Genomic DNA, 15,752 nt, shown 5'->3' on the forward strand with positions numbered 1-15,752 from the left:
CTGACGGCGGCGGAACTCCCCGCCGGGGCCGCGCCGCCAAAATATCGAAAACAACCCCATGCAAAGGAGCCGGCGGCTGCCCGGCGCCCGACAAGGCCACTTGACGCGTCGGGCAAATCAGGGATACATTTCCAATATTCCGAAATCGTACAAGCACCCTCGCCCGCAACAGCGGGCGCGACGGATGCACTTGCGACCGAATCCCTCCCCACAATCGACATCGCGCCGGCTCCCGCAGCGAGCGATCGCCTGCGCGCTTGCCCCGCGTTCCAGGGAATACCCGACATGGATACTGCACCCGACATCACCGTGCCGACGATGGCCGCCGCAACCGGCCCGACCCAGGCCGCCACAGCCCCGCGGATCAAATTCTCGCCGCACGGCTTCTGCATCGACCATCCTGATCCCGAACTCGGCGCACAGCTGATGGCGAACGCACTGGGCGTCGCCGACCGCGACGCGATGGACGGCATCCTCCGGCAATTGATCAAGGCCAGCGTGAGCGGCGGCAAGCCCTGCGAGGTCAACCTCGCCTTCATGATCTCGATGGTGAGAAGCATTCGCCCGCGGGATTCCGTCGAGGCCATGCTGGTGGCGCAGATGGTGTCGGTTCATGTGATGGCGATGCGATGTGCCCATCACCTCGCGCATGCCAAGGACCTTGCCCAGCACGACAGCGCCGCGCGCGCATTGGGCCGGCTCGCCCGCACCTTTCCCGCCCAGATCGACGCGCTGAACCGCCACCGCAGCCATGGCGAGCCCGCCATCACCGTGCAGAACGTCAACGTCGAGGACGGCGGCAACGCCATCGTCGGCAACGTCACCCAGCACGCGAGCGTGATCGTATCGGACAACAACCCGGCATCCGCGGCGCGGGCGCCGAAATCCGCGGGCACCAGACGACGGCGGAATCTCGCCGATGCCGGGCGGCACGCCCAGGCATGAGCGATCACGTCCAAACGACCGGCCCGATGCTGGCCAGCCAGCGTTGCGGCGCCAGGACCCGCTGCGGCGGTGCGTGCCGCGCGCCGGCAGTGCGCGGCAAGACGCGCTGCCGCATGCACGGCTGCGCCAAGGGATCCGGCGCGCCACGGGCAAACCGGAACGCGCGCAAGCACGGCCGGTTCACTCGGGAAGCGATCGCCGAGCGACGGCAGATACGGGCGTTGTTGGGGGACGTGCGGAAGCTGCTGGAGGGGATAAAGTGACTGCGTTTCGAAAATGCCGCGCGCAAAAACGGCATTTGGGAACGTCGATCTTCGAGGCGTGTTGCACCGGCTCGCTAGCAAAGGAAACGTTCAAATGAAAATTGCGAAGATCGCACTGGCAACGGCATTCATATTCGGGTCAATCGTAGCAGCGAGCGCTCAAGGCGGTGGTGGGGGTGGAGGCGGCGGCGCCGGTCGCGGCGGTGGCAACTCTCCTGCTGCGACCAGTGGTCAAGGTGCATCCAGCACCCCCGGCGCGGCAAACCCGGGCGCGACGATGAACGATCCGAACTCGAAGGAAGGCAGTGGTAGCGGCAGCGCCATGAAGCATGAGACGATGCCGAAGGACCACATGAAGAAATAGACCGCAGCCGAACTGATGGTCGTCCGCCCGCACTCCCTCAACGACCAATGGGCCGCCGGGCGTGAAATCCCGGTGGCCCATTCCCGCTAATGGATCATAAGGGCCGCGGCGATGCCGAACGCCGTGAGCGTTGCAACGGCCAAACTCATCAGGGTTATCGCTACAGGCCTGGGCATGAATATTAAACCCGCTGACGCAGTAAAAGGTTGCCGGTTGCCGACATTGCCGCGTTCCGCGAAAGCGACAACGCACCCCGTAGCGGCCCCGCGAGCAAGGATCCGGATTCCCGGGGGTCAGTGCACGAAAGCCAGCATCAGCGCAAAGGTGACCAGCGCGTAAGTGCTGGTGACGGTGATGCCCAAGTACAGACGCTCCATTGCGGCCTCCTGACCTCAAGGCGCCGCCCCCCGCGCTATCAACTTAGCGCCCGCTCCGGCGCCGAGCAGTTGGAATTCCGGGTCATGGTAGATCTACGGGACCGTCCATGCGGGCTAGCCCCTGTAAGCTGCCGGCGCCGCCCCTGTGGGCTCCTTGCATCCGACTGAGGAAGTAACCCTCTCTTTCCAATTGCCGGCCTGTCGGGCTTATTACCGTGCAGAACGTGAAGGTGGCGGACGGCTGCAACGCCATCGTCGGCAACGTCACAGCCAAGCCTCGTTTATTCATCTGGTTGGAAGCCCTCGGGCATTCGAGGAGGACCGTCATCATTCGGCTGATTGCAGGCCGGACAGGGCGCGCACGGCGCCTCCCCAAGCGCAGGCGTCCGGACCGGTCCACGGCTGATCCTGATGGATCTCACACACCCATCTTGTGTCGTCGCAAAAAATGCAGCGTGGCGTCGTCATAGGTCTTCTCGCACGCCCCGAAAGAACGGGTGCCGCACCTTGCCCTCGGCGGATTTGGCGCGGTACTCGATCTCGGCCAGCACCTTCGGCTCAACCCAGATCGCCTTGTGCGCAATGCGCCTGGTGTAGGGCTGCGTCTTGCGGATCAGCGGCGTCAGGCGTTTGCGGAGGTCGGCGGCCGAGGCCCTGTCGAAGCCGTGGTCGACCTTGCCGGCATAGATCAGCTCGTCGCCCTTGCGTCGCCCGACATAGATGCCGTCCCATTCATTGCCGTCGAGCGCAAAGCCCGCGATGGTCAGTGTCTCGCGCTGGGCGCAGGTCTTCTTGACCCAGTCGCGGCTGCGGGCACCGGTCGGATACACGCTATTTGCCACCTTCGACACCACGCCCTCATAGCCGAGCTTGCAGGCATGGGTGAACATTTGGGGCCGTCGACCTCGAAGCTCTCGCTGAACTGGATGGCGGTGCCGGAGACGAGCTTTTTCAGCACAGCCTTGCGCTCGATCAGCGGCAGCTTCCGGAGATCACGGCCATTGAGGTACAACAGGTCGAAGGCCACCATCACGATCCTGGTCGACTTGCCCCGCAGCTCGTTCTGCAGCACGGAGAAGTCGGTCGTGCCATCTGCCAAGGGAACAACGATCTCGCCATCGATGATGGCTGATGATGCGGAAATGTGCCAGGCGTCGTCGGCAACCTTCTTGAACCGCTTGGTCCAGTCGTTGCCGCGCCGGGTGTAGATCTTCACCTCTTCATGGGCGATGTGAGCCTGAACCCGGTAGCCATCGAACTTGATCTCATGAATCCAGCGTGTGCCGCTCGGCACTTTGTCGATCGGCGATGCCAGGGCCGGCGCGATGAAGCTGGGAAAGAGCGCCTTGGTCCCGATCGCCTCGGGCTTCCTACGCTGAAACGCCACTCCGCGAACAACGAGCTGATTCAAATGGCCGCAATCGCAATCGTTCCGCGCGACAGGTCCGCAGATGGAACGGTCGATCATAGCCAGAGTTGGCTGGCCAACATCAACAGGGAGGCCGTAATGGCAAAGAAAGCGAAGAAGCAGACCGCGCGCGGTCGCAAGCAGGACCGGGCGCGCGTCGCCGGCGGGCAGGATTACGAGGTGAGCTACGAGTCGCGGAAAACCGGCAGGTCGGCCGCATCGGTGAAGAAGGCCGTCAAAAAGGTCGGCACCAGTCGGAAGCGGTCGAGCGTCGGCTCGGAGCAGCAATGAAGAAGTCGCTAGGAACCAAGCCCTCGCGGTGAACGTTGACCTGCGTCGCTCGCGGCAGAGCGGCATGGACGTGTGAGCGGTGCCCCGGCTCTTGCCCCCGAAGGTCCGGGGCACATTCACGATCAGCGCGCTCGGGGAATGACGCGAGATGACATTCGCTATTTGACCGGGTTCACGGCGTTGATCCCTGGCATGACCGCAGCTCTCGTTTGGGGCGCCGGCTATACTCACACTGGCCGAATCCTCTGTTTTAGCTTTCGATTGATGAGGATCTCGGCACGTCGTCTTGCCAGCTCAGGCAGCCTGGTTCGAACGGTGCCGCGTATTGTTTCTCTGTCCATCTCAATGGCGATTTCAAATTGATCATCGTATTGCCGTGTCACTTTGAACGTGACACCTCTGTGAACGAAAGTGCTTGGCATGGTTGCGATTTAGCAAGCTTTAATCCAGTGCCTGCACCGGGAAGCTACGGGAAATCGTCCCGCTGCAGGAATAGACCTATGCTAAATAAGCGGAAGTTTTTCCTGGCAGGATTCACACGGGTTATTTTCGGACCGACGCGTCGTTTGGGATGATCCGAACAACGGGCAGGTAATTTTCATTCCGTGTTTTTTCGGCCCTATTCCGACGATCGCTGCTACTCGGTGGACAGCGGTTCGGCGATCCAGCTTGGCCCCAGCATGATCCGGATGCTGGGGCCTTCTTTTGAACAGGAACGAAGCGCGTGCAGGAACATTGGTCGCCCTGTGCCGCACCGCTACCGGCACGAGACGCCTAGCTACACACTGGCCCCAGCTTCACCGCTGGGGCCGCCCCTTTCTTATTACGCGTTAGGAAACTTGCTGCGACAAACTAAGACACCCAATCGCATCGGGAAGGCGTAGCAATTTCTGACACTGGTGTTAGCTTTGGAAACTGCGGGTCACGCCCCGATTCATCATAGGGACAACTGGCCCCAGCGCCGGCCTCTAGGCCCCCAGAGGTGCTGGGGCGTTTTCTTTTGGGCTCCCGCGCGGAGGCGCGTTCGTGACCCCGGAATTTTACGGAATCCACGTCTGCGGCATTTGGCGCTAATTTTGTCTTTGCCGGGGCTAGATTTCATCCCGAAGCAATTTTCATTATCCGGTAAAGGGGCCGAGCGTTACGGCCCCTTTCTTAATTCGGCGGAGCGGGAAGCGGCCCCAGCATTGACCTCCAAGGGCGCTGGGGCCGTTTCTTTGGGGGCTTTTTAGAGGGCCGCCGGCACTCTACAGTCATTCATGTATTCTCAAGGGTCGGGATTGGTCGGCTGAAACGTCGCGATCTTGCGCGGGCCGTCCCATAGCTCCACAGCCTGTCCGATTGCGACCTTCCGCGCCTTGTGCTTCGCGGCCTCATCGTCGTCGCAGTCTGGCAGGTCCACGCGTGCAATGACGTGGCCATCGTCCCCAAGGATGTAGGCCTTGTAACTTCGCATTTTCCGCAGAGCGCTCCCGAACGCCCCGACATTGATTTGCGATGGGGAACTTAGGACGGCTCTAGGCGTCTGGTCTACGGAATTCGGAAGGCCAAATGCGCGGGGCCCAAGTTGCGCTTAACCCGAAATAAATAGGGCGCCGGCCATCAGTGCGATAGGGCAAAGCCCAAAAACGACCGCAAGGACCTTGTAGAGTAGGTCGTCCCTCATGACACAACCCTCGCGCGTGATGGAGGCAGCCTACGCCGTAGAACTTGCTGCGCCAGTGCAATTAGTGCCAAGCCGTAGAACTACGGTTGAGGCTGGTTATCAGGAACTCTGTTCATCCACGGAGAATTCCGGGACCTATGTTGCGAAGACGATAATCAGGATCAGCGCGATAAGCGCTATTGAGATGGGCATGGCCTAAAGTTAACGCACAACAACGCCGCCAAGCTTAAAATACTCGCTGGCTGCGTTGGTCTAGCCCCGGGAAGGATGTGCAAAATCCCGACAAGTGGGAGTCAGCACAAAGCGTGCCATGGTTCATACCCCAAACGGATTACTACCGCGGGGGTATGTTTGGGCGCCCTGTGCGACCCGCGGCTACCCGGCTAGAAACCTGGCTCCCGCCACTAGCAAAATTGCGCCGATCGCCATCAGAAGCATGCCCGGCCAGTTCGCGCCGACCCCAAGGAATCCCAAGCCGCGGTGTGACGGCTCGAGAGTATCACCAGCTGGCCGACTAAGGGATCCCCGCCAGATTGCGGCGTGCGCCATGTACAATACTCCACCGAGAACGAGCAGGGCGCCAAGTCCCAATAGGAACATTCTCCGCCTCCTCAATTCACAGCTAACGATTCAAGCGGCGGCAGTCTCGCTCAGATTTTCTGTGCAGCACCGGCGCGGTCAAATACTGGCGTTTTTTCGATATCGCTGGAGCCTCTTCCGGAAGGCCTATCTTCGGTGGCGTGCCGCAACGACTCAGTGGTGGAGTCCAGTCCGTCGACGGTTTCATTTGCCTGACTGCCGGAGTCGCGCGGGTGAGCAGCAACATGTCCGGCTCCGGAACCAGTAACGGCATCTATTGTGCTCAAACGACGTGTTGTCCGATTTTTTCGTGTCATAGGAACCTCCGTAACGAGTCAATTTTTTCGCTCGCTGCAGGTTCCGTCAGCAGTGGGAACGCCACCCAAATCTGTCCGTTGATAATTCGACTTGTTGGAGAACCCGTCCATGCAAGACGATTACGAGGTCTTTCGCGAACCGGAGCTTTGGTTAGCTGCTTTGGTCAGCTGCGGGCCAGCGCTGCTGATCGCCGCCATGATGATAGCATCGCTTATTCAGCCGCAGTTCCCGGGCTGACAAGCTATGAACCGATCCGCGAAGCCGGGCAGCGTGCTTAAGATGGTAGCTGGAGCAGCTGTTCTGCTGGCGCTATTGCTCATGGGTTTCGTTTTTAGCGCGATATAGCTAGACCGATGGACGGTGGATAGACCATAGCGGCCCCGCTAGGCTTCGTGGGATTGCCGCCGGCCCGCGAAGCGGCTGTAGTCGACGCCATGAACGACTACCCCACGAAGATCATGTTCGGCGAAATGCGCGAAACCGGGGCAACGCGCATTATCGTTTTCTGCAAAGACTATCAGTGCTCACACAATGTCCAGCTCGACGCAGCGAGGTGGCCAGACGAGATGCGTCTGTCCGATCTCGAGCCGCGGTTTACCTGCACGGTTTGCGGTGGGCGCGGCTCGATCATTCGATCTGTAGACGTGCCGCCAAGAATGGGTACCGGTGGCTAACAGGGATGACGGCGGCGCTGCGCAAGTTTGGCGGGAATAGCCGGCGGCGCGCTTTACCTTCGCCTCTGGAAGGCGATATGGTGGCGCGGAACCGGTCCTGAGTACCGAAATTAGGCCGGGCAGTTGTTGTATCTGATTGCAGTCCGCAGCAGCGAGTCGATCGTTGTGCAATACGATCCGATCTCCGCCGCTGACACGATTTCAAGACAGCTGCGGCACGCATCGACAGCGAGCATAGCCGGTAACTGAGTCCGCCGGCGTATCCTGCGCGCGTCTCAATCGAAGCCCGCGTCATTTTCAGAAACAAATTTCCGGCGGAAATGGCCGCCCGGGTATGCCATCACTGCAAAATTCATTGCTCGATAGACGGCACGACCCAGGATAAATTTCATGATTGTGCGGGGACTTCTTTTTGTCATCCTCGCCGTTTTCCCTGCAGGCGCAATTGCAAGAAGCTGGTTTCTCAATGGCCTCGGGAGCAGCGGTATTTATCACATCTGGGAGTTCGGCGACGATGGCCTGGTGTCGAGCCTGACGCCGGCACTGTCGCCGCCCGATGGCGTTCTTCACCTCGCATGGCCATCCGCGATCGCCCCGGATGCACATAGCCGGCGCCTTTACGCGTCAGCCTATACGACGGGCTGGTTTCAGGTGCGGCTCTGGACATCGACGAACGGCGGCGCCTGGATTCCGCACGGAATCGCCTTTCAGCCGGACGCGTCCGAGCCTGGCGGCATCGGCCCGGCGCAGGTGGTGTATGAGCCCGGCGTATCCGAGCCGTACATGATCTATTACCTCGACCGCGCGTCGAACCAGATCAAGCTTGCGACCAGCGTCGACGGCATGACGTTCACGCGCCATGGCGCCGTGATCACCCCCTCACTGCCGGAGGAGGCGTCCGGACTATCGATCAGCTATGCCTGCCGGCGCGCGAACGGTGAATATGTCATCTTCTATCACGGCTACTACAACAACATGCAGAATGCGGTCGCGCTGGTCGCCACGGCAGATAACCCGCACGGCCCGTTCACGAAAAAGACCATCATTGCGCGCCCCGATGGTTTCGCATCGACGCTTTCCGCCAACCGTCTCAATGCAACCGCGACGTCGGGCGTCGCGGTGCCGCTGGGGATTCCCCTGCTAGTTGGTGGCGGCACCGCAAGACAGGAGGCCAACGTGGCAATCAAACAGGATGAGACGACGATCTGGTTCGAACGGCCATTTGTGTTCGATCACGTTTCGGATCGCCTGGTTTCGGTCTCACGAAACAAGGTGGAGTTGTCCTACGCCCAGGAGCAACAGGACGGCAGTTGGCGCGGAGTCTTCTCGTTCTACAATCCAGACCCCGGGGTCGCTTCAGAATATACGACGGAGGGGAGCGCTCGATCCCTGACGGCGCCATGGTCGTATTCAAGAACGGGCTTTCGTTTCAAGCCATGGTACCGCGGCGGGGAAAATTCGACCGAGAACCCGACGCCGCTTCTCAGCAACGACGCGTGTTCGAGCTAGAGTGGCAGGCGCGTCGTGACGCGGCTTTAATGCTCCAGACGCCGCCCCCGCCTCCGTCGTGACCTCCAAGGTTCGGCTGCGGCTGACGAGGCAGCCGCTCGGCTGACCGAGGACCATCCGCTTCAGCCCGACTATTCGCGGAGCTGTTCCTTTAGGCCGTTGCGCAATCAAGGACGATCTGCCAGTTTTCAACCTTTAATAGACGGGCGATCCATATCGCGGGCACGGGATGCGACATGTCTGCCAGCGTGAGGCCAGGACCCGGACGCGGAGCGCGTGAAGACGTCTGATGCCCGAAACAGGTGAATTTCAAAAATCCAGTTCGACAGACTTGCAGCGTGCCTTCGCGCAGGCTGTCGCGCTGCATCAGCGGGGTCAGTTGGCGGCAGCAGAGAAGATCTATGAAGACATTCTCCGGCAGCAGCCAAACAACTTCGATGCGCTGCATCTGTTGGGCCTGATCTCCGCGCAGACCGGCCGTAGCGAGCGCGGCGTCGACCTGATCCGGCGGGCGATCAGGCTCAACGGCAACGTCGCGGACGCGCACAGCAACCTGGGCAATGCGCTGCGCGCGTTGCGTCGCTTCGACGAAGCGCTCGCGAGCTTCGACAGGGCGATCGCGCTCAGGCAAGACCTTGCGCCGGCGCTCTACAATCGGGGACTTACGCTCGCGGAGCTTGGGCGCCACCAGGAAGCGCTCGCAAGCTACGATCGCGTGATCGCGCTGGTGCCTGACCATGCAGATGCCCATCGAAACAGGGGCGCCGCGCTGAGAAAGCTGGAGCGGCCCGAGGCGGCCCTGGCGAGCCTGGACAGGGCGATTGCGCTCAAGCCCAACGATGCCGGTGCACACAACGATCGCGGCAACGTGCTCAACGACCTCAAAAGGTTCGATGATGCGCTCGCGAGCTACGACCGGGCGCCGGGAATCGCCGGCGCCTGCTACAACCGCGGCAACGTGCTGATCGAACTGGATCGTCTCGAAGAGGCAGTTGCGAGTTACGACAAGGCGATCGCGCTCCAGCCCGACTATGCCGAGGCCTACAACAACCGCGGCTCGGCGCTGTTCAGACTCAGGCATCACGACGCGGCGCTCGCCAGCATCGACAAGTCGATCCAGCACAAGGGCGACGATGCGGCTGCCCACGCCAACCGCGGCAAGGTTCTATCCATTCTGGCGCGCTACCCCGAAGCACTCGCTGCCTATGACAAGGCCGTCGCGCTCAAACCGGACCAGGCCGACATCGAAGGCTATCGTCTGCACGCCAAATCCCACATTTGCGACTGGGCCGGCTTTGACGCTGGGTGCGACCAACTTATCGAGTTGATCAGGACTCGGAACGCGACGACGCCGCCATTTCTGTTTTGTAGCGTTCCTTCATCGACCGCCGACCAACTGCTATGCGCCACGCGATGGACCGCGAAGAATCATCCGCCGTCCGCAAGCCAGCGCTGGCGAGGCGAGCGCTACGATCACGATCGAATTCGCATCGGCTATTTCTCGTCAGATTTTTGCAACCACGCGACATCGCTTCTGATGGCGGGGATGTTCGAGTGCCACGACCGGTCGAAATTCGAGACGGTGGCAATCTCATGGTCACCCAACGCCCCCTCGGAGATGCGTCGACGGCTGGAGGCGTCGTTCGATCGATTTGTCGAGGTCCGGGACATCAACGACGATGAGGTCGCCGACCTGATCAGACAATTGGAAATCGACATCCTGGTTGATTTGAAAGGCTTTACCGGGGGATCCCGCACCAGAGTCCTTGGCCGCCGGCCTGTCCCCATCCAGGTCAATTATCTGGGCTATCCGGGAACACTCGGTGCCCCGTTCATCGACTACATCATCGCCGATCGTACCGTGATCCCGGACCACCATCGCGAATTCTACAGCGAAAAGGTGGTCGCTCTGCCCAACAGCTATCAGGCCAACGACGACAAGCGCGTCATTGCCGATCGCGTGTTTACGCGCGGCGACGTCGGGCTGGCACCGACGGGCTTCGTGTTTTGCTGCTTCAACAACAACTACAAGATCACGCCTGACATGTTCGATCGGTGGATGAGGATTCTCGGCCGCGTCGACGGCAGCATGTTGTGGCTCCTCGAAGCCAACGCCGACTCTGCCGCAAATCTGCGAAACGAGGCGGTCGCGCGTGGCGTGGCTGCGGAGCGCCTTGTGTTCGCGCCGCGTATGTCGTTACCTGACCATCTCGCACGTCATCGCCTCGCCGGCCTGTTCCTCGACAGCACTCCCTACAACGCCCACACGACCGCCAGCGATGCGCTATGGGCCGGCCTGCCGGTGCTGACCATTCTCGGCGACACGTTTGCCAGTCGGGTCGCGGCGAGCTTGCTCCATGCGGTCGGCCTGCCCGAGCTTATTGCGGAATCGCCGGAGGCTTATGAGCGCATGGCGGTCGATCTGGCGACCCATCCCGAGAAGCTCGCGGCGCTCAGAACCAGGCTGGCGGCCAACCGGCTGACGGCACCGTTGTTCGATACCAAACGTTTCACCCGGCATATCGAGGCCGCCTATACCGCGATGTATGAGCGTCACCGGGCGGGCATTACGCCGGACCATATCGTCGTCCCGGCGTGATCGTTGCTGCCTATCTGCGGTCGCTCATCCGCGCAGTCGAGGTCGCAGACACCGCGATCCGACTCGCCGGCCTCACTGCCGGGGATGGTCGGTCTCAAAAATGAAGGCGGCCTTGAACACCAGGCCGCTTTCCGTCCTCACTTCAATTGCGACGTCCGGCCAGATGACTTGCGTCGTTAAGTCTCGTGCCAGTTCGCCCAAGGTGCGAGCTGCTTCTGCTTCCGCCGTTCGTAGGTCAGGAAAATCCAGGCCCTCTTCATCTTGGTAGAGACCCGTTCCGTCCCTAATGTCGAAAAAATAACGCGGCATCCATTGCCTCCACAATGCGTGGCGGTGATGGGCCAAAACAGAATTGAGGAGGAGTTCGTTCCTAGTCGGGCTGGCGGAGTTCCGGAGAGCTCAGCCGCTCGCTCATCTGCCGGCGTCGCCTCGTCTTGATAGATCATCGGACAGTTGAACTTCTCGATGTAGATCCTGCCGCGCCATGAGGAGGCGGCCACATCCTAGAACGCGATAAAGAAAAAACCCATAAGCAGCAGGGCGAGCAAAACAGACACCCCCGCTGCCATCTTTAGCGCCGCACTTGGCTCCGATGATTGGTTCATGTTGGGGGCTGTAACCCGGGAGATCGAAGCCACTCGCTCATGTGGGCGCCAGTCTCGGCTTGGCGGGCTCGCTTTAGCAGCGCTTCCTTTTCGACACCTGGCGGCATCGTCCTGGCCCGCTCGCGCATCTCTTCTGCTCGGTCGGCGAGCCGTTGTTCTAGCGTCTCAATCTGCTTGATCCGGCGTCTGATGGCTCCCATGTGTTTCCCTCGTCAGACCCCTGCCCGGAACGGGGATTCTAATATTTAGGTCAGTGTAAAGTTCCTAATTGCGCCGCCGTCGACCACAGCTGGCGACGAGCGCTACAAATGACGCCGCCGCAGCGGAGACGAAGGCAATCTCAACGCCGTCGAGGTGGTGGTGGTTCGCCTGCATGGTGCCCCTCCAGCGCGCGTCCTATTTTGCAGCAGCGAGTGCTCAATGAAAACGGCCCCAGCGCGTGGATCTACACTGGGGCCGTTCTTCATTTCGGGAACGTGGCAATTCTCAGCGTTGCGACTCGGTCGCGTTGAGGAGTGGGACGACCATTGGCCTCAGTGCTCTCCCCGGACACCGGGCCATCCCTTTGGTCAGAGACCGGATTTGCGAGTTGCCAGCCGCTCCGCTAAAATCTCAGCCTGTTCTTTTGTGAGCTTCTCGGCGAACGCGCCGTCCTTTTCTATCTGGGCTGGTCCTTTGAGTTCGCTGTCGTAGACCATCCAGCCTTTGCCACCTTGCCGAACGAGGAACCGGCCTCGCATCGGGCGTCCAATAAATTCCATTGCTACCACCACCTGTGAAATACAAGTTGCAGGCACTTTCCCGTCGAATTGAAAGCGGCCCCAACCTGAGGGCCGCCAACCCGAGCAATGCGGGTTTTCCTCCGGCAGTCGGGGGGCATGTGGCTGACCGGAAGCGTCAGTTAGACGTCCTGTCCTCTCGATGGTTCCTAGCCTGCCGCGCATATTCAGGAAAAAAGAGCAGTTGCACAGGAGCGCGCCAACAATAGCTCCGTCGGGTCGCGCCCGACATTATCGGACCACTCGCCTCAGCCGCTCGCGATATTCGAACAAGACCGCCTTATTCTTCTCGCTCTGCATTGCGTCTCGGCGGCGCGTAATTCCAACGCTCGCATTCATTTCCGGAAGGACAGTGGCAACGTTGCCACCTCGCGCTGTTCCGTCCGGATTCACATGCGTTATTGTTTGTCGAAACTCGAAATAGGAGTTTCCCCCATTCACGGGAGTATGCCGATGGATGGGCGTACATCTGCTCGAAGAGAGCTGTATTTCTGGATTTCGATGCTGCTCGGACTTAGTCCGATTTGGATAGTCGCGGGGGTTATCGTCTTCTTTAGATGGTGATGCCGGATTTGTTCGTCCGCAACGACACTTGACGTCCGGCCAGTCGAGACAATAGATGACAAGCATCATATAAAAGCGAACCCGACGCCCGGGCGGTTTCGAATCCGGGCCATGACGGTTCGCACCAAGGGCGCGACAGGAAAGCCATGCGTCGAATTGTTGTGACGGGCCTCGGGACAGTGTCCCCGCTGGGCTGTGGTAGCGAACTGGTGTGGTCGAGGCTGCTTGCGGGGCATTCCGGGCTCACAGCATTGCCGGAGTGGGCGGCCGCGCTGCCCGCGCACGTCGCAGGACAGGTCCCTGACAAGGCCGGCGATGCCGAGGGCGGCTTCGATCCCGATTCCGCAGCCCCGCGCAAGGACCAGAAGAAGATGGACCGCTTCATCCTGTTCGCGCTGCTGGCAGCAGCCGAGGCCGTGGCGCAGGCCGGCTGGATGCCGACCGAGGCACTCGCGCAGGAGCGCACCGCGACCGTGATCGCGTCCGGGATCGGCGGGTTTCCCGCGATCGCGGACGCCGTGCGCACGGCGGAGAAGAGCGGCCTGCGCCGGCTGTCGCCGTTCACCATTCCATCGTTCCTGGCAAATCTCGCCGCCGGGCACATCACGATTCGATACGGCTACAAGGGTCCGATCGGCGCGCCGGTGACCGCTTGCGCGGCGAGCGTGCAGGCGATCGGCGACGGGGCGCGCCTGATCAGGTCCGGCGAAGCCGACATTGCGGTCTGCGGCGGCGCGGAGGCCTGCATCGATCCTGTGAGCCTTGGCGGCTTTGCGGCGGCGCGCGCGCTTTCGACGTCGTTCAACGACACGCCGGCGCGCGCGTCGCGGCCGTTCGACCGCGACCGGGACGGCTTCGTCATGGGCGAAGGCGCGGGCGTCCTCGTCATCGAGGAGCTCGAACACGCGCTTCGGCGCGGCGCGAAGCCGATCGCCGAGCTCATCGGCTACGGCACGACGGCGGACGCCTATCACATCACCGCAGGCCCGGAGGATGGCGACGGCGCCCGGCGCGCGATGGAGGCGGCGCTCCGGCAGGCCGGCTTGCAGCCCGACGAAGTCCAGCATCTCAACGCGCATTCGACATCGACACCGGTCGGTGATCTCTCCGAGCTCGAGGCCGTCAAGCGCGTGTTCGGACGCGAGAAAGGAATTGCCGTCAGCGCGACCAAGTCGGCGACAGGACATCTGCTCGGCGCCGCCGGCGGCATTGAAGCGATCTTCACCATCCTGGCGCTGCGCGATCAGGTCGCGCCGCCCACGCTCAATCTGGAGAACGCCGATTCCGCAGCACAGGGCATCGACCTGGTCGCGAACGTCGCGCGGCCGATGACCATCGAACACGCGATCTCGAACGGCTTCGGATTTGGCGGCGTTAATGCCAGCCTGGTGTTTCGACGATGGTCTTGAGCCGGTCGGGCCTTGCTCGCAATGGAAAGACGCCGCGCGTGTCGCGTTATCGACGGATGAAAAGCGGAGCTACCGATTGACCAGAGCGGTTTTCGAGCGAAGTGGATACCGGTTCGCGTGAAGAAAACGCGTCAAAACAAGAATCCAGACCCCCGTTCCGATTCCATCGGAACGGGGTTCTAGAATTGCCTAATCGCCCGCCGCCGCGCTGCGCACGCCAATCCGTTCCCCGTCCTGCTTGCGGACGTAGAGATGACGTTCCAGCACGGATTGCATGTTCTCGAACATCGAATAGAGATCGTCGCAATAGACCGACGGATTGTCGAAACCGTTCTTCCTGGAGAAGCGGTGCGGAAGATAGCCTCCGCCGCAGGCGTTCATGAACTTGCACTGCCGACATTTCTCGCAAAGATTGACTGACGCATCGCGTGCGGCTTTCCAGCGCGGCTCGCTCCTGACGTCGTCGATCGCGTGATCGAAGATGTTGAACCTCGTGTTGGTGAAACCGTCACCCGCAATCCGCAGCACGTCGTGGGCCTCCACCGTGCCGTCGGTCATGACCGTGCAAAGCTCGACCGGCTTGTGGCCCACGCCTTCAGTCGGCGCGTTGTTGCCGATCAGGGCAGCGACCATGTCGGAAATGATACGAACATTCGATGTCGGCGTCGTGCGATTGGCCTCCAGCCACAAGTCGAAAAGACCGTTGTAGAACGGGGCAATGGACGACGGCTTCTCGTCCGCCGTCGCGTCAGGAATCATGATGTCGTAGTTGGCGATGCCGCACGCCGCGAAAAAATCCGCATACTCCTGCGGCGCGTGAGCCGGGTTGCAAACCGCGAGGGCGATCACGCCGATGTCGCGCGAGACCAGCATGCGGGCGGCACGTTCCACAGCGGCATGGGTGCCGGTACCTTGAAACGTCTTGCGGTGAGCGTCGTGAATATGTGCCGGCCCATCGATACTGATCGCCACCGAAATATTGCGGGCCTCGAAACAGTCGAGCCATTCATCGTCAACCAGGACGCCATTGGTGGTCACCGCAATGGGGATCTCACAGCCGGTCCTAGATGAAACGCCCTCGCAGGCCTCCGCAAAACGGTGAAAATTATCGACGCCCCAAAGCAGCGGCTCACCGCCGTGCAGGATCACGGGAAAGTCGACGAGGGAGTATCTGGCGACGTGCTGCTCGAGGCGCAGCAACAGCTGCTGCAGCACCTCCGCACTCATCAGCTTGGGCTTGTCATAGACGGCCGCATCGCGAAACCAGTAGCAGTAGGAGCAATCGATGTTGCACCTCGCCGCTACCTTGACCAGCAACTGCGTAATCGGCTGCTCCTGGAACGCGACGGAATTTGAAGCGTCAACCGACATGCGGATACCAGCGAGCTGCGATCGGGCTAGA

At 61.2% G+C, this 15,752-nt stretch carries 13 protein-coding genes and 2 pseudogenes; 9 read left to right on the forward strand and 6 right to left on the reverse strand.

From position 1 onward, the window contains the following. The first annotated feature begins 285 nt into the window (after window positions 1-285). From ACE10X_RS34800 to ACE10X_RS34810, 3 genes are all read left to right on the forward strand, one after another. The gene (locus tag ACE10X_RS34800; RefSeq protein ID WP_038387720.1) at window positions 286-945 is read left to right on the forward strand and encodes a hypothetical protein; all 660 of its coding nucleotides are present in this window, start codon (window positions 286-288) and stop codon (window positions 943-945) included. After that, on the forward strand, window positions 942-1,208 hold the full coding sequence (locus ACE10X_RS34805; RefSeq protein WP_038387719.1) for an HGGxSTG domain-containing protein: 267 nt from the start codon (window positions 942-944) through the stop codon (window positions 1,206-1,208). The genes ACE10X_RS34800 and ACE10X_RS34805 overlap by 4 nt, the downstream gene beginning before the upstream one ends. Before the next feature lie 94 nt (window positions 1,209-1,302). Continuing rightward, on the forward strand, window positions 1,303-1,572 hold the full coding sequence (locus ACE10X_RS34810; RefSeq protein WP_157788132.1) for a hypothetical protein: 270 nt from the start codon (window positions 1,303-1,305) through the stop codon (window positions 1,570-1,572). Between the two features lie 841 nt (window positions 1,573-2,413). Here ACE10X_RS34810 and ligD read toward each other — a convergent pair. Beyond that, window positions 2,414-3,336, reverse strand: a pseudogene (gene ligD, locus ACE10X_RS34815) (non-homologous end-joining DNA ligase). 120 nt (window positions 3,337-3,456) lie between these two features. On the opposite strand from ligD, the pseudogene ACE10X_RS34820 reads away from it, so the two are divergent. After that, window positions 3,457-3,680: pseudogene (locus ACE10X_RS34820) on the forward strand (DUF3606 domain-containing protein). Window positions 3,681-4,915: 1,235 nt separating this feature from the next. On the opposite strand, the gene ACE10X_RS34825 reads toward ACE10X_RS34820, so the two are convergent. Together ACE10X_RS34825 and ACE10X_RS34830 are read right to left on the reverse strand one after the other, a co-directional pair. Beyond that, window positions 4,916-5,104, reverse strand: a complete 189-nt coding sequence (locus tag ACE10X_RS34825; RefSeq protein ID WP_038388595.1) for a hypothetical protein — start codon at window positions 5,102-5,104, stop codon at window positions 4,916-4,918. An 860-nt stretch (window positions 5,105-5,964) separates the two neighbouring features. Continuing rightward, window positions 5,965-6,210 (reverse strand): hypothetical protein, encoded by a 246-nt coding sequence (locus ACE10X_RS34830; RefSeq protein ID WP_375763440.1) that lies wholly within the window; start codon window positions 6,208-6,210, stop codon window positions 5,965-5,967. A gap of 109 nt (window positions 6,211-6,319) precedes the next feature. Between ACE10X_RS34830 and ACE10X_RS34835 the strand changes: the two genes are divergently transcribed. The 4 genes from ACE10X_RS34835 (at window position 6,320) to ACE10X_RS34850 (ending at window position 10,993) form a co-directional block, all read left to right on the forward strand. Continuing rightward, window positions 6,320-6,448, forward strand: a complete 129-nt coding sequence (locus ACE10X_RS34835; protein WP_276325889.1) for a hypothetical protein — start codon at window positions 6,320-6,322, stop codon at window positions 6,446-6,448. 197 nt (window positions 6,449-6,645) lie between these two features. Then, window positions 6,646-6,885, forward strand: coding sequence for a hypothetical protein (locus ACE10X_RS34840; RefSeq protein WP_051003366.1), 240 nt, complete (start codon window positions 6,646-6,648; stop codon window positions 6,883-6,885). Between the two features lie 390 nt (window positions 6,886-7,275). Further along, on the forward strand, window positions 7,276-8,394 hold the full coding sequence (locus ACE10X_RS34845; RefSeq protein ID WP_038388596.1) for a hypothetical protein: 1,119 nt from the start codon (window positions 7,276-7,278) through the stop codon (window positions 8,392-8,394). A gap of 289 nt (window positions 8,395-8,683) precedes the next feature. Beyond that, window positions 8,684-10,993, forward strand: a complete 2,310-nt coding sequence (locus ACE10X_RS34850; protein WP_375763441.1) for a tetratricopeptide repeat protein — start codon at window positions 8,684-8,686, stop codon at window positions 10,991-10,993. 72 nt (window positions 10,994-11,065) lie between these two features. Here the strand turns inward: ACE10X_RS34850 and ACE10X_RS34855 are convergent, their stop codons facing one another. After that, the gene (locus ACE10X_RS34855) at window positions 11,066-11,302 is read right to left on the reverse strand and encodes a DUF6894 family protein (RefSeq protein ID WP_038388600.1); all 237 of its coding nucleotides are present in this window, start codon (window positions 11,300-11,302) and stop codon (window positions 11,066-11,068) included. A gap of 865 nt (window positions 11,303-12,167) precedes the next feature. Beyond that, the gene (locus tag ACE10X_RS34860; protein ID WP_051003368.1) at window positions 12,168-12,359 is read right to left on the reverse strand and encodes a hypothetical protein; all 192 of its coding nucleotides are present in this window, start codon (window positions 12,357-12,359) and stop codon (window positions 12,168-12,170) included. A gap of 728 nt (window positions 12,360-13,087) precedes the next feature. Between ACE10X_RS34860 and fabF the strand changes: the two genes are divergently transcribed. After that, window positions 13,088-14,350: a beta-ketoacyl-ACP synthase II gene (gene fabF, locus ACE10X_RS34865; protein ID WP_304556823.1), complete on the forward strand. Its 1,263-nt coding sequence runs from the start codon at window positions 13,088-13,090 to the stop codon at window positions 14,348-14,350. A gap of 189 nt (window positions 14,351-14,539) precedes the next feature. Here fabF and ACE10X_RS34870 read toward each other — a convergent pair whose 3' ends face one another. Next, a complete protein-coding gene (locus ACE10X_RS34870; RefSeq protein WP_038388606.1) occupies window positions 14,540-15,721 on the reverse strand; it encodes a radical SAM protein in 1,182 nt (393 codons plus the stop codon). Window positions 15,722-15,752 lie beyond the last annotated feature (31 nt).

It is taken from the genome of Bradyrhizobium sp. Pha-3 (genome assembly GCF_042258325.1).
Taxonomy (GTDB): domain Bacteria; phylum Pseudomonadota; class Alphaproteobacteria; order Rhizobiales; family Xanthobacteraceae; genus Bradyrhizobium; species Bradyrhizobium elkanii.